This window comes from Bradyrhizobium sp. LVM 105 (assembly GCF_003957705.1).
In the GTDB taxonomy this organism is placed as follows: Bacteria; Pseudomonadota; Alphaproteobacteria; order Rhizobiales; family Xanthobacteraceae; genus Bradyrhizobium; species Bradyrhizobium frederickii.
In genome coordinates, this window is record NZ_QZMV01000005.1 from 23285 (window position 1) to 45149 (window position 21865).

The following is a 21865-nucleotide window of genomic DNA, read 5'->3' on the forward strand; positions in this document are numbered from 1 at the left end:
TCCGGGCTCATCGCTTCGCGATGCCCCGGAATGACAGCGGATAGAGTTACAGTGTGGCCCCCACACCTTCCGCCACGGGCCGGAAGTTCGCAAAATCCCAGCCTCGCCCCGGTGCGGCGTCGAGCAGCGCCTTGGTGTAGGCCTGCTTCGGATGCGTCAGCACCTGGGCGGCGGGACCCTGCTCGACGACGCGGCCGTGCTGCATCACCACGACCTCGTCGCAGATTTGCGCGGCGACGCGCAAATCGTGGGTGATGAACAGGATGGCGATGCCGAGCCGAGTCTGGATCTCGTCGAGCAGCTCCAGCACCTGCGCCTGCACCGAGACGTCGAGCGCGGAGACCGCTTCGTCGGCGACCAGCACGTCGGGATCGAGCGCGAGCGCGCGGGCAATGGCGATGCGCTGGCGCTGGCCGCCGGAGAACTGGTGCGGATAGCGCGACACCGCATCGGCGGGCAGGCCGACCAGCTCGAGCAATTCGCGTGCCCGCTTCATCGCGTCGGCATGCGCCACGCCGTAATTGACCGGGCCCTCCGCGATGCTCTCGCCCACGGTGATGCGCGGGTTGAGCGAGCGGTAGGGGTCCTGGAACACGATCTGGATCTTCTGCCGGTGCGGCTGCAGCAGGCGCCGCGAGATGTCGGCGATCTCGCGGCCGGCGAGGCGGACGCCGCCGGAGGTCGGGTCGATCAGGCGCACGATGCAGCGCGCCACCGTCGACTTGCCCGAGCCGCTTTCGCCGACGATGCCGAGCGTGCGGCCCTTGCGCAGGGTCAGCGTCACCTTGTCGGCGGCAACGACCTCGCGGCCTTTGCCGAAGAAGGCGCGCTCCTTGTAGACCTTGCTGAGCTCGTTGGCTTCCAGCACGACCGGCTCCTTGGTCTCGGGTCGCGCCGCGCGCGGCACCAGGCTCGGCACCGCGGAGAGCAAATTGCGCGTGTATTCCATGGTGGGATTGCGCAGCACGGTGTCGAGCGGGCCGGTCTCGACCAGCCGGCCCTGCCGCATCACCGCGACGCGGTCGGCGATTTCGGCGACCACGCCCATGTCATGGGTGATGAACAGCACCGCGGTGCCGTGATCGCGCTGCAGCTCGCGGATCAGGGTCAGGATCTGCTTCTGCGTGGTGACGTCGAGCGCGGTGGTCGGCTCGTCGGCGATCAGCAGCTTCGGCTCCAGCACCAGCGCCATCGCGATCATGATGCGCTGGCGCTGGCCGCCGGAGAGCCGGTGCGGGTAGGAGGCGAAGATGCGCTCGACCTGGGGCAGGTGGACCTGCTCCATCATGTCGAGAATGCGCTTCTTGCGCGCCTTGGCGTCGAGGCTGGTGTGCGCGCGCAGCACCTCGTCGATCTGACGGCCGACCGGTACCACCGGATTGAGTGCGGTCATCGGCTCCTGGAAGATCATCGCCATCTGCGTGGCGCGAAGCTGTCGCAGGCGGCGGTCGGTGGCGGCGAGCAGTTCCTCGCCGACCAGCCTGATGCTGCCGGCGGTGGGCACCAGCGTGCCCTTCGGCAGCAGGCCCATCGTGGTGAGCGAGGTCACCGACTTGCCCGAGCCGCTTTCGCCGACGAGACACAGCGTCTCGCGCTCGCGCACCTGGATCGAGATGTCATCGATGATTTTCGGTCCGCCCGGCTTCTTGCCGACGGAGACGACGAGGTTGTTGATGTCGAGGATGATGTTGGTCACGTCAATTCTCTCCGCCGTCATTCCGGGGCGCGACGAAGTCGCGAGCCCGGAATCCATTGGGCCGCAATTCGCGTGGTGAAATGGATTCCGGGTTCGCGCCAAGGCGCGCGCCCCGGAATGACCGTGCTGCTTGTCTCACTTCCCCTCCCGCTGCTTCATGCGCGGATCGAGGGCGTCGCGGGCGGCGTCGCCGATCAGATTGATGCTCAGGATGGCGATCGAGAGCAGGAGGCCCGGCCAGAAGATCAGCGACGGCTTGATCTGGAAGTACTGGCGGCCCTCGGCCATGATGTTGCCCCAGGTCGGCGTTTCCGGCGAGATGCCGGCGCCGAGGAAGGAGAGGATCGCCTCGGTGAGGATGGCGCTGGCGCAGATATAGGTGCCCTGAACGATCAGCGGCGCGACCGTGTTCGGCATCAGGTGCCGCCACATGATCTTCGGCAGGGACGAGCCGACCGAGATCGCCGCCTCGACGTAAGGTTCCTCTCGCGCCGACAGCACGACGGAGCGCACCAGACGCGCGACGCGCGGAATCTCGGGGATGGTAATCGCGATCAGCACGGTCCAGAGGCTGGCACCGGACAGCGACACCACGGCGATCGCGAGCAGGATGCTCGGCATCGCCATCAGGCCGTCCATGACACGCATCAGCACGGCATCGACCAGCTTGAAGAAGCCGGAGACGAGGCCGATCGCGAGGCCGATCACGATCGACAGGATCGCCGAACCGATGCCGATCAGCAGCGAGATGCGGCCGCCATAGAGGACGCGTGAGGCCACATCGCGGCCATAGGCGTCGGTGCCGAGCAGGAATTGCGCGGACGACGGCTTCAGCCGTTGCGACGGCGAGAGCTGGATCGGGTCATGCGGCGCGATCAGCGGCGCGAGGATCGAGACCAGCACGATCAGCGCCAGCAGGACCGTCGCCATGGCGATGATCGGCGTCGAGGTCAGGAAGCCGAAGCGCGGCCGCAGCGGCGAGGTGATCGGAATGGACGACTGGGGAAGGGTTTCTACCGACATGTTTGTTCTTCAATCCTTGCCTCAGTACCGGATCCGGGGATCGAGCAGGGTGTAGGCGACGTCGATCAGGAGATTGACGACGACATAGATCAGCGAGGTCAGCAGGATCATCGCCTGGATCACCGGATAATCGCGCGCCAGCACCGCATCGACGGTGAGGCGGCCGATGCCGGGAATGTTGAACACGCTCTCGGTGACGACGACGCCGGAGATCAGCAGCGCAAAGCCGGTGCCGATCACGGTGATCACGGGCACGGCGGCGTTGCGCAGCGCATGGCGCATCATCACGGCGACCTCGTTGATGCCTTTCGCACGCGCCGTTCGCACGTAATCCTCGCCGAGCACGTCGAGCATCGCCGCGCGCGTCATGCGCGCGATCAGCGCGATGTAGATGAAGGACAGCGCGCAGGTCGGCAGGATCATGCGCTCGAAGAACGGCCCGAAGCCGTTGAAGATGCTGCGGAAGCCCTGCACCGGCACCCAGCGCAGCTCGATTGCGAAGATCTGGATCAGGATGTAGCCGACCACGAACACCGGCACCGAGAAGCCGAGCACCGACAGCCCCATCACGAAACGGTCGATCCAGGTGCCATGCTTCCACGCCGCGATCACGCCCAGGGGAACCGCGACGATCACGGCGAGGATGATGGTGCACAGCGCGATCGAGATCGAGGGCTCGACGCGCTGGCCGATCATCTTCATCACAGGCAGATTGGAGATCAGCGAGGTCCCGAGATCGCCGTGCAGCAGCTTGTTGACCCAGGTGATGAACTGCACGATCAGCGGCTCGTTGAGGCCGAGCGAGGTGCGGATGCGCTCCAGCCGCTCGGGCGTCGCATTGTCGCCGGCGAGGATCGCGGCGGGGTCGCCGGGGGTGAGGCGGAGCAGGAGGAAGACGAACAGCGCGACGACGCCCATCACGGGCACGGCGGCGAGGATTCGGCGAAGGAGATATCCGAGCAAGTTGGATCCGTCAGATTAGAGTCAAATCGGGGCAGCGAACGAGGATCTGTTCTGCCACCAGCCTAACATTTCAGCAATTCCCGTGCCATCTGGGCCACAGTTTTTGCAGTGCGGTCAGTTGTTTTGGGGAGGTGTAGGCCCTTCGAGCTTTGTCATTCCGGGCCGCGTCGCAGGCGCGACCCCGGAATCTCGAGATTCCGGGTTCGACGCTTCGCGCCGCCCCGGAATGACGGTAAGCACCGTCACTCCAGCGTCGCCAGCAATCCGGCCATCAAACGACCGCGCTCAACAAGGCTCTCGACCTCGATATACTCCTCCAGCGTGTGGCCGTTGCCGCCGCGCACACCAAGGCCGTCGAGCGTCGGGATCCCCATCGCACCGGTGAAGTTGCCGTCGGAGCCGCCGCCGGAGCTTGCATGCGGCAATTCCGCGCCGAGAGATTTGGCGATGCCGCGCGCTTTCTCATACAGCGCCATCGTGCCCGGGTCCGGCTCCCACACCGGGCGCGTCACGCCGCGCGTCACTTTGAAGCTGACGTCGTTGGTCGTGCCTGACAACGCCAGCATCCGCTCGACGCCGCGGTCGAGATCGGCCTGCCGCTTGGCCATGGAGAGCGCTTCGCCGGTGGCGGTGGTGGCAACGCAATTGACCCATTGCCCGCCATGCACGACGCCGACCGAGAAGGTGCAGTCCTCCGTCGTCATTGCGTCGATCGCGAGGATCTGCCGCGCCATCTCGCGGATCGCCGAGCGCCCCGCCGACAGCGTCGCGCCGGCGTGACTCGGCCGGCCCGTCGCCTCGAGATTGAAGCGTGCGATGGCGTAACGTCCGGTGGTGACGCCGTTGTCGGCACGGCCGGGTTCGGGCACCAGCACATATTTGTTGCGCGCGGCTTCCGCCTCGATGATGTCGCGTGTCGAGGGCGTGCCGACTTCCTCATCCGGCGTGAACAGCACGGTGATCGGTAGCGGCGTGGTGAACGATGCGCGCGCCAGCTGCCGGATCGCTTCCAGCGAAAGGTAGTTGCCGCCCTTCATGTCGTAGATGCCGGGGCCGTAGCACTTGTTGCCCTCGCGCCGCCATTTCAGCTTCTCGATGGTGCCGACCGGGTGGACGGTATCCATGTGTCCGGCGATCAGGATGCCGGGCTCGCCCTGTTTCGGATGCGGAAAGCGCGCGCGGATCACGCCGCCAAAGCCTTGCCGGCCTGCGATGCGCTCGATCGTCGCACCCATGATGGCCATATCCCGCGCTGCGATATCGAGCATCCTGTTGACGGCGTCGGCATCCCAGGTCGGGCTCTCGCATTCCACCCAGGTGCGCAGGCCTTCGAGCATTGCCTCGGAATCGAAGGGAAGATTGGCTGGATTCATCTCAATGTCTCTCAAAGCTTCGAAAGGTGGAACGCGCATTGCATCGGCGCGGCAGGACGAGCGGAGAGTGTTGTAGTGCTAAACCGATCATTGTGGAGCCCGTGCGCACGCGGCAAGGGCTTGCGACGAAACCGGATTGACGCGCTCGGCACGGTCTGCAAGTCTCGAAAAGATAAAGGCATTGCATGGGGTTAGTTCGCCCAAGGAACGAACCGGATGCTCAATCAATAATCTGCCTTTGAACAGTTTCACGTCAGGAGAAACTTTCCATGTTCAACTTCATGCGCCGGGGGCCTCGCGCGTTCGCCTCCAAACTCGCGCTATCGGTCGTCGCGCTTTCGGTCGGCCTGGCCTCGCCAGTGCTTGCCGCCGGCAAGACGCTCACGGCGGTGATGCATTCGGATCTGCGCATCATCGATCCGATCTTCACCACGGCTTACATCACGCGCGACCACGGCTACATGGTCTACGACACGCTGGTGGCCACCGATTCGAGCTTCAAGGTCCAGCCGCAGATGGCGGACTGGAAGGTCTCCGACGACAAGCTCACCTACACCTTCACGCTGCGCGACGGCCTGAAGTGGCATGACGGTGCGCCGGTGACGGCGGAAGACTGCGTCGCCTCGCTCAAGCGCTGGGCCGCGGTCGACGGCATGGGCCAGAAGCTCATGGACTTCACCGCGAGCATCGAGGCGACCGACGCCAAGACCATCACGCTGAAGCTGAAGGAGCCCTACGGCCTCGTGCTGGACTCCATCGGAAAACCCTCTTCGCGCGTCGCCTTTATGATGCCGAAGCGTCTCGCCGAGACGCCGGCGGACAAGCAGATTCCCGAGCAGATCGGTTCGGGTCCCTTCAAGTTCGTGGCCTCGGAATTCCAGCCGGGCGTGAAGGCGGTCTACGTCAAGAACACCGACTACGTGCCGCGCAAGGAGCCGGCGAGCTGGACCTCCGGCGGCAAGGTGGCGAAGGTCGACCGCGTCGAATGGATCACCATGCCGGACGCGCAGACCGCGGTGAATGCCCTGCAGTCGGGCGACATCGACTTCATGGAGAACCTGCCCTTCGACATGTTGCCGGTGCTGGAAGCGAACAAGGAGCTCAAGATCGAGGTCCTGAACAAGTTCGGCTTTCAGACGCTCGGCCGGATGAACTTCCTGCATCCGCCGTTCGACAACGTGAAGGTGCGGCGGGCTGCCTTGCTGGCGATCAACCAGAAGGACGTGCTCGACGCGCTGGTCGGCAATGCGAAGTATCAGAAGATTTGCGGCGCGTTCTTCGTGTGCGACACGCCGCTCGCGACCGATGTCGGCTCCGAAACCCTGGTGAAGGGCAACGGCATGGCGGAGGCCAAGAAGGCGCTCGCCGAGTCCGGCTATGACGGCACGCCGATCGTGATCATGGCCCCCGGCGACGTCACGACGCTGAAGGCGCAGCCGATCGTCGCGGCCCAGCTGCTGCGCGAGGCCGGCTTCAAGGTCGATCTGCAGGCGACCGACTGGCAGACCGTGGTGAGCCGCCGCGCCAGCCAGAAGCCGCCGAAGGAAGGCGGCTGGAACATGTTCTTCACCAACTGGGTCGCGGCCGACGTGTCCAACCCGATCGCCAATCTCTCGATTAGCGGCCTGGGCAAGAAAGGTTGGTTCGGCTGGGCGGAGGACGCCAAGATCGAGCAGCTCAAGGACGCTTTCGTCCGCGCGTCCTCGCTCGACGAGCAGAAAAAGATCGCGGCCGACATCCAGAAGCAAGCCTATGAGCAGGTGATCTACATTCCGCTGGGGCAGTATCTCATCGCGAGCGGCTGGCGCAAGTCGCTGAACGGCGTGCTCGACGGTCCCGCGACGCCGGTGTTCTGGAGCGTCGACAAATCGGAGTAGGCGACCGCGCCTGCGCCCCAAAAAGCGAACGGCGCCGCGGGTGGAACCGCGGCGCCTTTTTCTATGTGACGATATCGGTCTCAATCAGCAGTGGCTGTCGCGCACCTGCTCAAGGCCCTCACTTGCGAATGGCAGGCTTCGGTCCGGCCGCTCCTCGGATCTTTCCGCCGGGGCGGGCCGCTCGGTTTCCCACGCGGGCTGATCCGCTCTGCTCTCTTGTTCCATCTCACCGATCCCTTCGATTGCTGCAGTACAACATCGAGAGGTCCGGGAAGTTCCTCAGGCGATGGGGCGATGATGCGGCCTGAACAGCCGTCCCTTCTCGACCACCAGCACGATCGCGAGCGCGGCAAGCGTCGACAGGAAGAAGCCGACCGAGAACGGCAGCAGCGTGCCGTCGAAGCTCTGCCCGATCGCCATGCCGACCACGATGCCGATCAGCGTCGTGATCGAGCCGTAGAGCGAGGAGGCGGTGCCGGCGATGTGGCCCTGCGGCTCCATGGCGAGCGCGGTGAAGTTCGCGACCATCATGCCGAACGAGAACATCATCAGGGCCGAGAGCACCATGAACAGGCTCAGCGGCAGCATGCCGAGGCTCTCGGTCAGCAGCATCACGACGGATACGACCGTGTAGAGCGTCAGTGCCCCGTGCGAGATCACGCGCATGCCGAGCCGCCCGACCAGCCTTGCGTTGAGGAAGCCGGCAATCGCGGTGCCGGCTGCGATCGCAGCGAAGGCGAGCGGGAAGTATTGGCCGAGGTGATAGATGTCGGTGAAGACCTGCTGGGCGCAGAAGACATAAGCGAACAGCGCGCCGATGACGCTGCCGGCCGCCGTGGCATAGCCGATGGTCTGGCGGTTGGTCACGGTCTGCCGGAACGCCGAGAGCACGTCGGCAGGCGCCAGCGACCTTCGCTCGGACTCCGGCAGGGTTTCAGGCAGTCGCAGCACGCACCAAGCGAGCGCGAGCAGGCCGTACAGCATCAGCACCACGAAGATGCCGCGCCACGCCGTCACCAGCAGCACCGCCTGTCCGAACGAGGGAGCGATCACGGGCACCGCGATGAACACCATCATGGCGAGTGACATCACGCTCGCCATGCGGCGGCCGACATAGCAGTCGCGCACGATCGAGGTCGCGATCACGCGCGTTGCCGAGGTGCCCAGTCCCTGCAGCGCGCGGGCGAGCAGCAGCGTCTCGAACGAGGGCGCTGCGACCGCCAGCACGCTCGCCATCGCATAGACGGCCATGCCGCCGAGCAGCACCGGCCGGCGGCCGAAGCGGTCCGACAGCGGCCCCATGACGAACTGGCCGGCGCCGAATCCGATCAGGAAGATCGACAGCACCAATTGGAGATGGTTGGCGACGGGGATCTGAAAGGCGGCCCCGATATTGGGCAGCGCCGGCAGCATCATGTCCATCGCGAGCGGATTCAGCGCCATGATGGACGCGATCACGATGACGAATTCCGGAAAGCGCATGGGGCGGTGTCCCGCGGACACCCAATCGTCGGCATTGACGTCAGACAAGAAGCTCACCTCTCGATTTCAAGGGCCTTATCGGCCGCCGATGCTGCGTTGCACAACCCATGTTTCGGGATGGCTGGCAGGCGGAGCAGGTGCGGACAAGAATTGGTGAGCGGTCAGCCCTTCGGGCCGACCCTGGCATCGGTCGCGGGCGTGTTCATCGACGGTTCGGCCAGCTCGCGATTTGCGCGAGCCCCGGCAGGCCTGATCTTACCTGGAAGCGGCCTCTTGCCGTGTGTAGAGGCTGACATACGCGCCGGTATATTCCTCTTTCCAGCCCCTCTCGCCGACCAGGAAGTGCCGCAGCTGGTCATGTGCTCTGATCCAGAGCACCGCATCGATCTTGTACTTGCCGATCACCTTGTCCCAGGTCGCCGCGTCGATGTCCCACCGGACCAGCGCGAGATAGTCCCGCAGCAACGCGTCGGGGTAGGCGGTCGCCGCCCGGCCGTCGACGAAGAGCGGCACCGATCCCTGGGTTCTGAAGATCAGGAGCCCGCCGACGTTCCAGTGGTTCAGCAGGTGCCCGCGCGAGCTGTGCGCCGCAAGATAGCGGGCATCCTCCTCCGAGAGCATGTCGGGCAATGCCAGCGCCGGTCTCACCTGTATGAACGTGATAGGCAGCAACAAGACACCGACGACGCCTGCGGCCAGCATCGCGCGCCGGACCTCGAAGCTCCGGAGCTTCGGCAGCAGCCGGTCGATGTGAAGCGCCATCGGGACGCTCGCAAAGATGAAGAAGAACGCGGTGTATCTGAACTGATACAGACCCAGAACCAGGAAGAGCCACGCCAGCACGCGCGCCTCGAGCGGAACGCGCGTGGAGTTTCGGTAGCGCAGCTCCAGGGCCACGAATGTCAGCGCATAGGCGATGCCGGGAAGGCTCCCCGGCAGCTCCACGTTGTGGAAATAGGACCGCCATTCGCTGATATCGGCCTGGACGAAATGACCCAGCGTCGCCGTCACGCCGTCATAGACGTGCCATCCCAGCGGGTTGACGAAGATCGCGATGAAGCACCCGACGCCCGCCAGGCAGAAGTTGCGAAAGCCTGTCCAGTCCCGCCGCAGCAAGGCGACGCCAGCGAAGACGCCGAGAATCGGAAAGGCGAGCATGAAGCCGCCATGCAGGTTGACCCAGACGATCATCATCGGCGGCAACAGGAACCATCGCCGCCGCAGCAGGCATTCCCCGTAAAAGACGACCGCGAACAACATGGTCGCGATGTTCGGCGATGCCGCCAGATACATGTTGGGCGAGGCTTCGTAGCAGGGATAGAGCAGGCACGCGGCGAACACCGCAATGCAGACCGCCGGGGCCGAAGCGCCGCTGCCGAGACCGCAGAAGGCGAGATAGCCGGCGATGATCGCGCCGCAGGCGACGACCATGAGGACGATCCCGGCAAGGCCGGCCTGCTGGTACAGCGCGCTGGCCATCACGTCCCAGAGCCAGGACAGATTGTACCATCGCTTGTCGCCGACGGTGAACGCCCACGGATCCTGCAAGGGCACTTCGCCCCGCTGCCTGATCAAGTCTCCGGCGGCGAGGTGCCAACCCAGATCGTAATGGCCGAGCAGAAGCGGTCCGTTCGACAGGTAGAATACGGCGAGGAAGGCGATCAGGAAGACGTAGACCTCGACCCCGTGCAGGTGAGGTGCGGGCGCCGCTTGCATTCCGCCAATCCTGGACCGGGACCAATCTTCACGCGCGTCCATCGGAGCTCTCACCATCGAAGCCAGCCGCTCCAGGCCCTGCGTGTCCCTGGGTCTGCATCGATGGGGCAGACATCGCTCGCTTTAGGCGAAGACGATCTAAAGTGGAGTAAAGGCCGGTCGCGCCGCCCGCGTTCCGCACGCGGAAGGGCGGCTTGGTAAATGAACGGTTGCGTGCCCGGCGCGCATCATGGGCTGCGGGCTTGCTGGCGGCGGCTGGGCGAGCGTCAGATCTCGTGGTGCGGGCAGCCGGGGTCGAACCGGCACAGCGCTTGCGCACCGAGGGATTTTAAGTCCCTTGCGTCTACCAATTCCGCCATGCCCGCTTGATCCAACGAGATCAAACACTTAAGTCCTTCACCGGCGGTCTGGAATTGGCGCTTTGCGTCACCGGGGGACGGTTCTTCTCTAAGCGAGCCGGCGGCACAAGGCAAAGCCTCAATCCGGACATGTGTTATTGCTTTAGGCATTCTCATCCACGGGGACTATTCATCCGACATGCCTGTTTCGTTTCTCTCCCGCTGTCGCTCCGGGCGCGGACTGCTTGCGCTGGGGGTGCTCGGCGCGGCGCTCGGCGGCTGCGCGAGCGTCAGCGACACCATCAGCCCGGCCTTCGTGGATCCGGCCCGCTATGATCTCTGGGATTGCAAGCAGCTTGCACCCGAACGCAAGAATCTCGTCAACCGCATCGATGAGCTCGAGCGGCTGATGGCGAAGGCCGAGACCGGGGCGGGGGGCGTCGTCGTCGCAGAGCTCGCCTATCGCAACGATTACGTCGCCGCGCGAGGCCAGCAGAAGCTGCTCGAAGAGACCTGGCGCAGGAACAGATGCCGCGAGAGCGACATGGAGGCAGCGGCACCGCCCGCCCAGCCGGCAGCTGCGCCGGCCGCAGCCGTCAAGCCTGCTCCGAAATCCGGCAGAACGGCACGCTGAGACCGCGAGCGTGTCGCATCACGGCCGCCAGCCATAGATCCAGTCCTGCCGCGCCAGCATGCGGTCGGGGCCGAGCGTGCGGATCGCAAGATCGCGCGCGATCGCCAGCGCCCCGCTGAAATGATAGATGCGGCCCTGCTGCCGCGCGGTCCGCTGCACCCGCCGCACCCGCGCTTCGCGCGCACGGCCGTATTGCTTCAGAGCAGCAGTGATGCCCGCGGTGCTCTCGGCGGCTTCAAAGCTCAGATGACGGGCGAGCACCGCAGCATCCTCGATCGCCATGCCGGCGCCCTGGGCTGCAAAGGGCAGCATCGCATGCACGGCATCGCCGAGCAGTGCCACCGGCCCTTTGCTCCAGGGACAGCCGTCGGGCACGCCGAACAGCGCCCATTTCCGCCAGCTGTCGACCGGGGCGAGCAGCATCCGCGCCGACGGCGGCCAGTGCGGGGCGGCGAAAGCCTCCATCACCTCGCGAAAATCGCCGGGCGTGCTCCAGCCGGGCCTGTTCCAGGTCCCCGGCAGCACCGCGACCACGTTGATCTGGCGTCCGCCGGCGATCGGATAGGCGACCAGATGGGCATTCGGTCCCATCCAGAGCTGCACTCGGGGCGCGGTGTAGTCCTTCGGCAGTTGCGTAGCATCGAGCGTGCCGCGCCAGGCGATCAGCCCGGAGAAGCGCGGCTGCACCTCGGGAAACAGATGCTGGCGCACCGTCGACCAGATGCCGTCGGCGCCGATCAGGGCGCTGGCGAGATCGCTGCGGCGGATCGTGCCGCTGCGATGGACCACCGTCAGTCCCTTGGCATGCGGCGCGACGTCCTCGAAGGTCGCGCCCAGCTTCAGGTCGATATCGGGATGATCGGCAACGGCGGCGGCCAGCGCCGATTGCAGGTCGGCGCGGTGCACCACCCAATAGGGGGCGCCGGCCCGCAGCGAGGCGGCTTCGCCGAGCGGCATGCGCAGCAGCTCGCCGCCGGCCCGTGCGCTCATGATGGATACCGCTTCCGGGACGACGGCGCGTAGCTTGAGGCGCTCAGTGAGGCCGAGCTCGACCAGCACGCGGCTGGCATTGGGGGAGAGCTGCAGGCCGGCGCCGACTTCCTCGAGGCGCTCGGCCTTTTCCAGCACGACGATGCGGAACCCGCGCGCCGCCAGCGCCAGCGCGGCCGTCAGTCCTCCGATGCCGGCACCGGCGATGACAATCGTTCGGGAGAGCGCCACCCCAGGCCGACGGAGACGGTCAGGCCACCTTGTCCTTCAGGACGCATTCCGGCGGGCGGGCTTCGCCCGCCTTCAGGTCGGCGGCGAAGCGGTACAGCGTCGAGCAATAGGGGCAGATGATCTCGTTGTCGTTGCCGAGGTCGAGGAACACATGCGGATGGTCGAACGGAGGGTTGGCGCCCACGCACATGAACTCTTGCGAGCCGATCTCGATGACGGGGACACCGGCATCGTTGTGGAAGTGCGGGACGACATGGTCGGACATCGTAACTCATCCTGGAGTGGCAATGGCGGCAGACACAATCAAGAACTGACGCGGCATCTTTAAGGCGCCGCGGACCATACTGGCGGGTGCAGATGATTGCTAGTCCGGCGGAACCGAAAGCTCCGCAATCGCCCCATGCTCATTTGCTCATGCAAATTCGACACAATCTTGAGGCCTGAGAGAAGCCCTTCTTTCGTCGGGGACGTTGTGTCGCAATTTTGGCATACTATGTCTGTGGACGAGCGCAATTGCGGCGAAAGACGACTCATCAGGCGCAAACGACCCTCAGGACCGCCAGGCTTTTCCACATGAAGTGGCTGCGAATCAGCACAGCGTTGACCGGTATCGCGGCGTGCGGCTTCATGCTCGTGCAGATCGCGCCGCATGCCCGCGAGGCCGGCGCCATCCTCGCCGCCCAGGACGATCCGGCCGTGCTGTCCGAGCTGAAGCTCGATGCGCTGCTGCGGCAGAACGACCGGGTGGTTCAGGACAACATCGAGGCCGCGCTCGCCGCGGGCGATGCCGATCTCGCCGACAGTTTCGTCGCGCTGGCGCGCGATCGCAACATCGCGCTGCCGGACGACCTCCTGAGCCGCGTCGGCGATGCGGTCAAGGCCGAGAATTCCACTTCGCAATTTGCCAAGCGATTTGCCACCGGCCTCGTCACCGGCAATGCCGACGACGTCGCAAGCCTGTCGGGAACGGTGGCCGGCGATCTCTTCGTGTTCGGCGACATCAGGGACATCGTCCGGGAGGGCAAGCACCTCGCGATGGGCGAGGACACCGATCGCCTCGTGCTCGGGCTTGCGGCCGCCGGCCTTGCGGTGACGGCGGCAACCTACGTGTCCGCCGGTGGCGCGGCGCCGGTGCGCGCCGGACTGACGCTGGTGAAGGATGCGCGCAAGGTCGGGCGGCTCGGCGAGGGGCTCGCCGCATGGGCCGGCCGCTCCGCGCGCGAGGTCGTCGATACGCCGATGCTCCGGAATGCGGTCGCCAAGGGATCGGTGTTCCGTCCGGGCGAGACGGTGAGCGCGATCAAGGCCGCGTTCCGGGCCGAGAAGGCCGGCGCGCTGGTGCGGCTCGGCAAGGATGTCACGCGCGTCGCCGGGAAGACCGGCACGCGCGGGGCGATGGATACGCTGCGCATCGCCGAAGGTCCGAAGGATGTCGCGCGTGCGGCGCGGCTTGCGGAAGCGCAAGGCAGCAAGACGCGTGCGATCATGAAGCTGTTCGGCCGCGGCGCGCTGCTGCTGATCGGCGGCGCCTTCGATCTGGCGATGTGGCTGTTCGGCGCGATGCTGACGCTGTTCGGTCTTCTTTCCTCCATCAAGGCGACCACCGAGCGCCTGACCCAGGCCTGGTGCGATCGCAAGAGGGCGCGCAGGCTGCGCCGGGCGCAGATCGCGGCCGAAGCCGCTCTGGCGAACGCCGCCGCCACGGCCTAAGATCAACCATTCCCCTCAAGACCTCACGGAACTGATGATGCCGAGCTTTCAAAACGGCGCCGTTGAAATTGCCTATCTCGACGAAGGCGAGGGCGATCCGATCATCCTGGTGCACGGCTTTGCCTCCAGCAAGAACGTGAACTGGGTCTATCCGACCTGGGTCTCGGAGCTGCGCAAGAACGGCCGCCGCGTCATCGCGCTCGACAATCGCGGCCACGGCGACAGCGCCAAGCTGTACGAGCCCGCGCAATATTCGATTCCGGTGATGGCCGGCGACGTGCTCGCGCTGATGGATCATCTCGCCATCCCGCAGGCCGATATCATGGGCTATTCGATGGGCGGGCGGATGGCGGCGTGGCTGTCCCTCAACGAGCCGCAGCGCCTGCGCTCGGCGATCCTCGGCGGCATCGGCATCGGCGGCCTGATCGAGGGCACCGGGCCCGGCGAGAACGTGGCGAAAGCGCTCGAGGCGCCCTCGCTGGACGAGGTCACCGATCCCGTGGGGCGCACCTTCCGTGCCTTCGCCGACCAGACCCGCTCCGATCATCGTGCGCTCGCCGCGTGCCTGCGCGGCACGCGCGACCTCATGACCAGGGATGAAGCCGCGCGCATCGACGTACCGGTGCTGATCGCGGTCGGCTCGACCGACGACGTCGCCGGCTCCGCCAGCGCGCTCGGCGCGATCATCCCCGGCTCGGAAGTGCTCGACATTCCCAACCGCGACCACATGCGCGCGGTCGGCGACAAGGTGTACAAGAACGGCGTGCTCGATTTCCTGTCACGCCGCGGCTGAGGCCATGCGGTCTGAGGCGATGAGGTTGTTGTCCAATGACCCTGAAATATTGCGCGTTCCCGCAAATTCTCCCATATTCACCCGAAGCGGAGGCGCCATATGTCTGGTTGCGGTGGTTGCTGCGGCAGTGAAGCAAGGTTCGAAGGTCTTTCCGCGGACTACAGGCGACGGCTCTGGTTGGTCATCGGGATAAATGCCGGGATGTTCATCGTTGAAACCGGCGGTGGCCATCTGGCTGGCTCGAAGGCGCTGCAAGCGGACGCGCTGGATTTCTTAGGCGACGCTCTGACCTACGGCATCACCCTTGCCGCGATCGGCACGTCGGCGATCACCCGCGCCAAGGCAGCCTTGTTCAAGGGACTATCTCTGTTCCTGATGGGCTTGTGGGTGTTCGGATCGACGGCCTATCACGTGCTGATCCTTGGCATTCCGCAAGCGGAGATCATGGGTGCCGTAGGCTTCCTGGCGTTGGCGGCAAACGTCACGAGCGTCCTTCTGCTCATGAAGTACAAGGACGGTGACGCCAACGTAAGGTCGGTCTGGCTGTGCTCGCGGAACGATGCCATCGGCAACGTCGCCGTTATGATCGCGGCGGGAGCCGTTTGGCTCACGGCCTCGAAATGGCCTGACCTGATTGTCGCGGCGCTGATGGCGGGTCTGTTCCTTTCCTCAGCGATGCAAATTCTCCGTCAGTCGCTGCAAGAGATGCGCCGACCGTTGAGTGCACCCGCCGAGTAGCCTCCAGTGCATAAGAAACGGCTCGACCGACGATGTCGCCGGCTCCGCCAGCGCACTGGGTGCGATCATCCCTGGCTCCGAGGTGCTCGACATTCCCAACCGCGACCACATGCGCGCGGTTGGCGGCAAGGTCTACAAGACGGCGTGTTCGATTTCCTCTCCCGCCGCGGCTGAGTCGCTTCACGCTGCCTTGTCGCTGAACGCGGCGGGAAGCGTGTTGAGGAATGACATGACGCGCTGTGTCCGCAGGGGCGGGCGGCGGCCCGAGGTGCGCAGCATCCACAGGGGTTCTCCAGGCGCGCGCCAGGGCGCCAGCACTTCGACCAGCCGTCCGGTGCGAAGGTCTTCGTTGACGAGCCACGCCGGCCCCCAACCGATTCCAAACCCATTCGCCATCAGAGCGAGCGAAGCATGCGCGTCGTCGCAAATGTGCTTGGGCTTGGGCGTGACGCGAATGGGTCCTTTGCCGCGGGGGTCGGCGAAGCGCCAGGTCAGGATCTGACCGCTCGCGGGATTCCGGAAGCCGACATGGTCGTGCGCGGAAAGCTCGTAGGGCGTGGCCGGCGCGCCGCGCGCGTTCAGATAGGCGGGCGAGGCGCAGGCGATCCAGGAGAACGTGCAAAGCCGCCGCGCCTGATGGCCGGGCGCGCGGTCGAGCGGCCCTGAGCGGATCGCGACGTCGACGCCTTCCGCCGCGAGATCGAGAATCTCGTTGCGGAATTTGACCTCGATCTCGATTTCCGGCCGTTCCCGCAGGAACGCGGGCAGTCGCGGCAGGATGCAGGCGCGCGCGAACGAGGCGGGGGCGGTCACGCGCACCCGTCCGCCATCGTCGCGCGCGACTTCGCCGAGCGCGGATTGGACACGGGCGAGACTTTCGGCCAATGCGCGTCCCGCCGTCATCAGCCTGTCGCCCTCTGCGGTCAGCGCCAACGAATGGGTGGAGCGATGCAACAGCCGCAACCCGTGAGCCTTCTCGAAGCGGGCGATCGCCTTGGACATCGCCGAGGTGGTCGTCCCCGCCCGGCGAGCGGCTTCGGCGAAGGAGCCCGCCTCGACGACGCGGACGAAGGCGAGGAGACGCGAGAGATCGGGAGGCAAAGCCGTTGTGGACATGGTGTCCACATAATCATGGCTGTTCAGTCACTACAAGAGCCGCCCCCGAACGGCTAGCTAGGGAGCGTCGGCGCGCATTCTGCGGCGCTGGAAACGCGGGAAGTCCCATGAACCCTATCGAAATCACTCTGCAAGCCCTCGACGCCGCCGAGCGGGCGATTCCAGCCGGCCAGCCGGTTTATATGCTCAATCTGCTACGCTACCGCGCGCAGGCGCGTTACGAGGACGGGTTCGACGCCGCGCCCTGTACGGGCCGCGAAGCCTTCGATGAACGCTACAGGCCCGCATTCCGGCGTCTCGCGGCCGGTAAGCCGCTTGCGCGGATGTTCTCTGGCCCCGTCTTGACGAGCCTCGTCGGCTCGCCAGGCGAACGCTGGGACGAAGCGGCGATCAATGAATACGGCGATTTCGCCACCTTCCGCTCGATCGTCGACACCGAGACCTACCGGCGCGAAGTCGCCCCGCACCGGCACGCGGCGCTCGAGGATTTCCGGCTGTTCGCGCTCGCCAAGGCGATGTGAACGCATTGAGGCGAGGGCCTGCGCATTCGCCTTAAGGGAGCTTCAGCTTCAGTGATCCGGGATCTGTCTTCGAGCACCTGCTGGCATGCTCCATTGCGGTGACCGTGCACAAAGTTGGCGCTGATCAGCGCTCCGATAGCCGCGCCGTGCGGAGATTAGTGCACTGTCACCGTATTTCCACGGGGCTGATTGCGTCCCTTGGTCATCCAGCTATAATTGCGCCATTGGCTCCTTCGCACTGCACATGAGTGGATCTGGGCATCTCGATCGTCTGATTGATCGCATCTACGAGGCCGGGCTGATACCGTCATTGTGGCCCGAGGTCCTCAGTGAAATCGGTATCGCTATCGGCGGGAATGGCGGCCTGCTTTTCGCAGTACGCGACGGCTATATCAGTGCGGTCAACTCCAATAATTTCAACCAGACCATGCCCCTTTTCCTGAAGGAGGGATGGAGTGAGCGCGATCCGTTGCTGCCGCGTGCCGCCGCTCTCAATTACGCCGGCTTCCTCAATGATGGAGACCTCCTGTCGGACGAGGAGATTGCGACCAATGAAGTCTACTGCAATTTCTACCGCAGGCACGGGATCGGCTACAGGGCCGGGACAATCATCCCGATACCGAGTGGCGATTCGATCGCGATCGTCATGCCGCGACACCAGGACAATGGACCGGTGCCGCGCGACGTCGTCTCGTTCCTCGATGACTTGAGGCCGCATCTGGCTCGGGCGTCCCTGACCGCAAGCCGGCTTGGTTTCGAGCACGCGCGCGCGCAAGCCGATGCGTTGCAGGCGATCGGGTTGCCCGGAGCGATATTGCGCGAACGCGGCAGATTGCTCGCGGCAAACGGCTTGTTCGAAGCGCTGATGCCGTCGCTGTTCCACGACCGCGCCGAGCGGCTGACTTTGACCGATGCTGCCGCGGACGAGTTGTTCCTGGCAGCAGTGGGGACGCCGTTGCTTGGCAACAATCGGGTAGTTAAGTCCGTTGCCATCGCAGCGGCGATGGATCGCGTACCGATGGTCCTGCATGTGATCCCGGTGCGCGGATTGGCACGCGATATCTTCACGCGGGCCACCTTCATGCTCGTCGTGACCCCGGTCGATCGCGGCGCTGTACCGAGTGCGGAAGTCCTGCAAGGGCTTTTCGACCTGACGCCGGCAGAGGCCCAGGTCGCACGTGGCGTTGCACAGGCCGAATCGATCGATGCACTCGCAGCAACAATCGGCGTTGCGCGAGAGACAGTTCGCTCGCAGCTCAAAGCCGTGCTTTCAAAGACCGGCCTGTCCCGCCAACAGGAGCTCGTCAGCTTGCTCGCCGGCAAGGCATTGCGCGGCGGCTAGACTGTTTCCATCGGCGGACATCGCCCGGCCTGGTCTTACACGCGACGGTCTGGATCAGACACTTTGTCCCGGTAGGCGCAAACTCCCTCTTCACCCAAATGGGTGAAGACACAAGTCAATCCTCCGGGTTCAAGTTTGTTTAGTTGGATATTGGGCGAGAAGCGGCAGCAATGGTCAGACCGGAGTTTCCGATATTCGAGGTGGTCCTGGTGCAGCGCAGGCGAGGACGATGGGCCTGGAGCGTCTGCACCAGCCAGGGAGCGGTCGCGGCGCAGGGGCGGGAATCAAGTCGTCCTGCCGCGAAGTACCAGGCTGAAAGAGCGCTTTTCATGCTGCTTCTAACCACGGTCTATCGGTCGCGGCTTCCCGTATAGCGAGGCTATTATTGAGGTTGCGCCTGGGCTTGGCTGGCTGTTCCGTTTCGAGGAACGCGATCGCTGCGCGGATGAAACCAACCGCGACGACGCTTCACTCCAATTCCCTCACGCTTTGATGTCGTCGCCAAAGCGACGCGTTACGGCCATCAGCACCACGAAGGTCGCAACCCACACCATCCGCGCGCCGTAGCGGTCGTGCGGGCCCGAGATCACGGCGCAGATGAAGGCGTTGCCGAGCAGCGCCAGCGTCACGGTCGCCGCCAGCAATGTCAAATCGTCCAGTCGGCGGCTTGCGAGTGCGTGGCCGAGCAGTGCGAGCAGCGCCAGCATCGATGCCAGCGCCACCGGCACGTGCAGCCAGTTGATCGCGGTGAAGTCGAGCTGCCAGTTCTGCTGCCGCGCCGCGCGCATCGGCGCGGCCTGCGCGGGGATGTAGCGCTCGATGATGCCGCGGGTGTGCGGGATCCAGCCATTGGTGCCTTCGCCGGTCGCGACATGCAGCAATTGCTGGCCCATGGCGCGCAGCGCCGCGCCGGCCTGCCAGGCCGGATAATCCTTGATCGACTGCACGACGATGTAACCCATCTCATCGTTCATGCCTTCGAAGCGGCCGAGCGTGTTGAACATGCTATTGCCCCACAGGAACTCGTCGGCGGTTGCCGGCAGCTCGTTGCGATAGGGGCAGAGCTTGTAGCGTTCGCGCGGGCAATGATCGCTAAGGTAACGCGCGACGATGCCGTCCTGCATCATGCGGCCGAAGGCGACGCCGTAACCGCCGGGCGTCCAGGCCAGCTTGCCGGACAGCGCGTAATTCGCCGAGACCAGCATCAGGCCGCCCGCCACGATGGTGAGGCTCGCCTGCGCGAATCCGGCCAGCGGAAGGCGCTGCCTCAGAAACGGCCGTGCGATCCAGCCGATGGCGCAAAGGCCGAGCAGCACGCCCAGCGTGGCGCTGTGGGTTGCCGCGGCAAAGGCGGTGAAGACGAACAGCGAGATCTTCTCGAGCGTCGAGGTGCGGCCTGCGCCGACCACCAGCAGGAACAGCGACAGGATCGAGAGCCCGGCGAAGATGTCGGTGAGCAGCATGCTCGCAAGCCAGGGCAGCGCGGTCGAAACGATCAGGCCGAGGCTGATCGCGACGAAGCGGAAGGTCTGCATCATCGAGAGCACGCGCAGGGTGAGCTGCAGCAGCCACAGCGTCGCCAGCGACTGGACCGCGAGGTTGATCCAGAAACCGAAGCTCTCGCCATAATGCAGATAGAGCCCGAACACCGTGGAGCGGCTTGGAACGAGATAACCCTCGTACCAGCGTGCCAGATAGCCGCCGGTATCCCATTGCAGTAGCGGATAGCCGTTCCAGAGCGCCGGCGCGATCATCAGGAGCGGCAGGGCCACCGCCGCCAGCCGCAGCCAAAGCGAACCCGTGGCGCGCGCGCGCAATTGATCGGTGGTGATGCTCAAATCCGCTCCCGCCCTCGCTTCGGACCATGCTCGCAATAGCGGCTCGGAGAGGATTCACCAATAGTTTGACGCCGCCCGGCTTGAATTTGGCAAAACTCTGACCACCTTGAGCCGACCTTGCGGCTTCGGGGCGCCAAAAGAAACCGTTGTGTTTCAAGGTCTTGGTGTGCTTTCGCGGGGCAAGGTGCTGTTCACTCTCAGGCAAGCCGGTCAGGACTTTGCCGCCTAGACTATGCTATAGAACCGGTCAAACGAGCCCACTCGAAGAGCAAATCCAAAGAGCAAATCCATGGCAGTGCATCAGGTCAATCCGGGAGGAAAGCTCGCATCGCTCGATCCGATCTGGGACCGGATCCGGGGCGAAGCGGAGGATATCGTCCGTCGCGAGCCGGAGCTTGCGACCTTCATCTATTCGTCGGTGCTGCATCACAGCCGCCTGGAGGATTCGGTGGTTCACCGCGTCGCCGAACGGCTCGATCATTCCGCATTGTCGGGCGAGCTGGTGCGCCAGGCCTATGGCGAGGCGCTGCGCGACGAACCCGATCTCGGCAACGCCTTCCGCGCCGATCTCGTCGCCGTCTATGACCGCGATCCCGCGACCTCGCGCTTCATCGACCCCTTGCTCTACTTCAAGGGCTTTCACGCGATCCAGACCCATCGCCTGGCGCACTGGCTCTATCTGAGGGGCCGCAAGGATTTCGCGTATTATCTCCAGAGCCGCGCCTCCGCGGTGTTCCAGACCGACATCAATCCCGCCGCGCGCATCGGCCGCGGCATCTTCCTCGACCACGCCACCGGCTTCGTCTGCGGCGAGACGGCGGTGATCGAGGACGACGTCTCGATCCTGCACGGCGTCACGCTCGGCGGCACCGGCAAGGAGAACGAGGATCGTCATCCCAAGATCCGCCACGGCGTCCTGATCGGCGCCGGCGCAAAAATCCTCGGCAACATCGAGATCGGCCATTGCGCGCGCATCGCCGCGGGCTCGGTCGTGGTCAAGCCGGTGCCGCACAACGTCACGGTCGCGGGCGTGCCGGCCAAGATCGTCGGGGAGGCCGGCTGCGCCGAGCCGTCGCGCACCATGGATCAGATGATCAACGCCATGGGGATTTGAGAAGGCCCTTGACGTTGCCAAGGGCCGGATTTTCCGGCCCTTTCGATCCCCAAAATTCTTTGGCAATTCATGCTGGCGGTTCGTCGCGTCTCGTCCTAAAACCCGCCGACCAATTTCGATCGGAGACTTGCCGTGGACGTCAAAGAAGTCAGAAAGTTAGATGCGTATCTGAAGCGCGTATTCGGCAATCCCAAGATCCGCGTCGTGCCGCGGCCGAAGAAGGACGATTCCGCCGAAGTCTATATCGGCGAGGAATTCATCGGCGTCCTGTTCGTCGACGACGAGGACGACGATCGCTCGTTCCAGTTCCAGATGGCGATCCTCGAGGACGATCTCGTCGATCAGGAGTAGAGCAGGCGCCCAACAGCGC

Annotated in this window: 19 protein-coding genes, 1 tRNA gene and 1 pseudogene; 10 read left to right on the forward strand and 11 right to left on the reverse strand. The window is 65.0% G+C overall.

Going from position 1 to position 21865, the window contains the following annotated elements; all coding sequences use genetic code 11:
* Positions 1 to 46: 46 nt before the first annotated feature.
* From D6B98_RS15385 to D6B98_RS15400, 4 genes are all read right to left on the reverse strand, one after another.
* The gene (locus D6B98_RS15385) at positions 47 to 1696 is read right to left on the reverse strand and encodes an ABC transporter ATP-binding protein (RefSeq protein WP_126257843.1); all 1650 of its coding nucleotides are present in this window, start codon (positions 1694 to 1696) and stop codon (positions 47 to 49) included.
* Positions 1697 to 1831: 135 nt separating this feature from the next.
* On the reverse strand, positions 1832 to 2719 hold the full coding sequence (locus tag D6B98_RS15390; protein WP_126257844.1) for an ABC transporter permease: 888 nt from the start codon (positions 2717 to 2719) through the stop codon (positions 1832 to 1834).
* Between the two features lie 21 nt (positions 2720 to 2740).
* Positions 2741 to 3682: an ABC transporter permease gene (locus D6B98_RS15395; RefSeq protein ID WP_164718637.1), complete on the reverse strand. Its 942-nt coding sequence runs from the start codon at positions 3680 to 3682 to the stop codon at positions 2741 to 2743.
* A gap of 242 nt (positions 3683 to 3924) precedes the next feature.
* Positions 3925 to 5055, reverse strand: a complete 1131-nt coding sequence (locus tag D6B98_RS15400) for a M20/M25/M40 family metallo-hydrolase (RefSeq protein WP_126257845.1) — start codon at positions 5053 to 5055, stop codon at positions 3925 to 3927.
* Positions 5056 to 5324: 269 nt separating this feature from the next.
* Between D6B98_RS15400 and D6B98_RS15405 the strand changes: the two genes are divergently transcribed.
* The gene (locus tag D6B98_RS15405) at positions 5325 to 6932 is read left to right on the forward strand and encodes an ABC transporter substrate-binding protein (RefSeq protein ID WP_126257846.1); all 1608 of its coding nucleotides are present in this window, start codon (positions 5325 to 5327) and stop codon (positions 6930 to 6932) included.
* A gap of 279 nt (positions 6933 to 7211) precedes the next feature.
* Here the strand turns inward: D6B98_RS15405 and D6B98_RS15410 are convergent, their stop codons facing one another.
* The 3 genes from D6B98_RS15410 to D6B98_RS15420 form a co-directional block, all read right to left on the reverse strand.
* Positions 7212 to 8462, reverse strand: a complete 1251-nt coding sequence (locus D6B98_RS15410) for a multidrug effflux MFS transporter (RefSeq protein ID WP_126257847.1) — start codon at positions 8460 to 8462, stop codon at positions 7212 to 7214.
* Between the two features lie 207 nt (positions 8463 to 8669).
* Positions 8670 to 10130, reverse strand: coding sequence for a hypothetical protein (locus D6B98_RS15415; protein WP_245481390.1), 1461 nt, complete (start codon positions 10128 to 10130; stop codon positions 8670 to 8672).
* A 276-nt stretch (positions 10131 to 10406) separates the two neighbouring features.
* Positions 10407 to 10495, reverse strand: a tRNA-Leu gene (locus D6B98_RS15420).
* A 172-nt stretch (positions 10496 to 10667) separates the two neighbouring features.
* Between D6B98_RS15420 and D6B98_RS15425 the strand changes: the two genes are divergently transcribed.
* Positions 10668 to 11102 (forward strand): twin-arginine translocation pathway signal, encoded by a 435-nt coding sequence (locus tag D6B98_RS15425; protein ID WP_126257849.1) that lies wholly within the window; start codon positions 10668 to 10670, stop codon positions 11100 to 11102.
* Between the two features lie 18 nt (positions 11103 to 11120).
* On the opposite strand, the gene D6B98_RS15430 is transcribed toward D6B98_RS15425, so the two are convergent.
* On the reverse strand, positions 11121 to 12323 hold the full coding sequence (locus D6B98_RS15430) for an FAD-dependent monooxygenase (protein ID WP_126257850.1): 1203 nt from the start codon (positions 12321 to 12323) through the stop codon (positions 11121 to 11123).
* A gap of 19 nt (positions 12324 to 12342) precedes the next feature.
* Complete coding sequence (locus D6B98_RS15435) at positions 12343 to 12588, reverse strand: zinc-finger domain-containing protein (RefSeq protein WP_007602543.1); 246 nt, start codon at positions 12586 to 12588, stop codon at positions 12343 to 12345.
* A gap of 308 nt (positions 12589 to 12896) precedes the next feature.
* Here D6B98_RS15435 and D6B98_RS15440 point away from each other — a divergent pair, with 308 nt between their 5' ends.
* The 4 genes and pseudogenes from D6B98_RS15440 to D6B98_RS40850 all read left to right on the forward strand — a co-directional run.
* Complete coding sequence (locus tag D6B98_RS15440) at positions 12897 to 14033, forward strand: hypothetical protein (protein WP_126257851.1); 1137 nt, start codon at positions 12897 to 12899, stop codon at positions 14031 to 14033.
* 37 nt (positions 14034 to 14070) lie between these two features.
* Positions 14071 to 14826 (forward strand): alpha/beta fold hydrolase, encoded by a 756-nt coding sequence (locus D6B98_RS15445; RefSeq protein ID WP_126257852.1) that lies wholly within the window; start codon positions 14071 to 14073, stop codon positions 14824 to 14826.
* 99 nt (positions 14827 to 14925) lie between these two features.
* Entirely contained in the window at positions 14926 to 15564 is a 639-nt protein-coding gene (locus D6B98_RS15450; RefSeq protein ID WP_126257853.1) for a cation efflux transmembrane domain-containing protein, read from the forward strand.
* 19 nt (positions 15565 to 15583) lie between these two features.
* Positions 15584 to 15738: pseudogene (locus D6B98_RS40850) on the forward strand (alpha/beta fold hydrolase); the annotation flags it as partial.
* A 6-nt stretch (positions 15739 to 15744) separates the two neighbouring features.
* Here the strand turns inward: D6B98_RS40850 and D6B98_RS15460 are convergent.
* Positions 15745 to 16680 (reverse strand): LysR family transcriptional regulator, encoded by a 936-nt coding sequence (locus tag D6B98_RS15460; RefSeq protein WP_126257854.1) that lies wholly within the window; start codon positions 16678 to 16680, stop codon positions 15745 to 15747.
* Between the two features lie 107 nt (positions 16681 to 16787).
* On the opposite strand from D6B98_RS15460, the gene D6B98_RS15465 reads away from it, so the two are divergent.
* Together D6B98_RS15465 and D6B98_RS15470 are read left to right on the forward strand one after the other, a co-directional pair.
* Entirely contained in the window at positions 16788 to 17201 is a 414-nt protein-coding gene (locus D6B98_RS15465; RefSeq protein ID WP_126257855.1) for a hypothetical protein, read from the forward strand.
* A gap of 244 nt (positions 17202 to 17445) precedes the next feature.
* Complete coding sequence (locus tag D6B98_RS15470; protein WP_126257856.1) at positions 17446 to 18543, forward strand: helix-turn-helix transcriptional regulator; 1098 nt, start codon at positions 17446 to 17448, stop codon at positions 18541 to 18543.
* 482 nt (positions 18544 to 19025) lie between these two features.
* Here D6B98_RS15470 and D6B98_RS15480 read toward each other — a convergent pair whose 3' ends face one another.
* Positions 19026 to 20381, reverse strand: coding sequence for a hypothetical protein (locus D6B98_RS15480; protein ID WP_164718638.1), 1356 nt, complete (start codon positions 20379 to 20381; stop codon positions 19026 to 19028).
* A 289-nt stretch (positions 20382 to 20670) separates the two neighbouring features.
* Between D6B98_RS15480 and cysE the strand changes: the two genes are divergently transcribed.
* Together cysE and D6B98_RS15490 are read left to right on the forward strand one after the other, a co-directional pair.
* Positions 20671 to 21495 carry a serine O-acetyltransferase gene (gene cysE / locus D6B98_RS15485; RefSeq protein ID WP_126257857.1) on the forward strand — a complete coding sequence of 275 codons (825 nt, stop codon included), beginning with the start codon at positions 20671 to 20673 and terminating at the stop codon, positions 21493 to 21495.
* Positions 21496 to 21627: 132 nt separating this feature from the next.
* The gene (locus tag D6B98_RS15490) at positions 21628 to 21846 is read left to right on the forward strand and encodes a DUF3126 family protein (protein ID WP_007602550.1); all 219 of its coding nucleotides are present in this window, start codon (positions 21628 to 21630) and stop codon (positions 21844 to 21846) included.
* Positions 21847 to 21865: the final 19 nt, after the last annotated feature.

Coding starts and splice junctions, on each gene's coding strand:
- D6B98_RS15390 (WP_126257844.1), bottom strand. CDS start 2,719: ATGTCGGTAGAAACCCTTCCCCAGTCGTCCATTCCGATCACCTCGCCG.
- D6B98_RS15400 (WP_126257845.1), bottom strand. CDS start 5,055: ATGAATCCAGCCAATCTTCCCTTCGATTCCGAGGCAATGCTCGAAGGC.
- D6B98_RS15405 (WP_126257846.1), top strand. CDS start 5,325: ATGTTCAACTTCATGCGCCGGGGGCCTCGCGCGTTCGCCTCCAAACTC.
- D6B98_RS15415 (WP_245481390.1), bottom strand. CDS start 10,130: ATGCAAGCGGCGCCCGCACCTCACCTGCACGGGGTCGAGGTCTACGTC.
- D6B98_RS15425 (WP_126257849.1), top strand. CDS start 10,668: ATGCCTGTTTCGTTTCTCTCCCGCTGTCGCTCCGGGCGCGGACTGCTT.
- D6B98_RS15435 (WP_007602543.1), bottom strand. CDS start 12,588: ATGTCCGACCATGTCGTCCCGCACTTCCACAACGATGCCGGTGTCCCC.
- D6B98_RS15440 (WP_126257851.1), top strand. CDS start 12,897: ATGAAGTGGCTGCGAATCAGCACAGCGTTGACCGGTATCGCGGCGTGC.
- D6B98_RS15445 (WP_126257852.1), top strand. CDS start 14,071: ATGCCGAGCTTTCAAAACGGCGCCGTTGAAATTGCCTATCTCGACGAA.
- D6B98_RS15450 (WP_126257853.1), top strand. CDS start 14,926: ATGTCTGGTTGCGGTGGTTGCTGCGGCAGTGAAGCAAGGTTCGAAGGT.
- D6B98_RS15460 (WP_126257854.1), bottom strand. CDS start 16,680: ATGTCCACAACGGCTTTGCCTCCCGATCTCTCGCGTCTCCTCGCCTTC.
- D6B98_RS15465 (WP_126257855.1), top strand. CDS start 16,788: ATGAACCCTATCGAAATCACTCTGCAAGCCCTCGACGCCGCCGAGCGG.
- D6B98_RS15470 (WP_126257856.1), top strand. CDS start 17,446: ATGAGTGGATCTGGGCATCTCGATCGTCTGATTGATCGCATCTACGAG.
- cysE (WP_126257857.1), top strand. CDS start 20,671: ATGGCAGTGCATCAGGTCAATCCGGGAGGAAAGCTCGCATCGCTCGAT.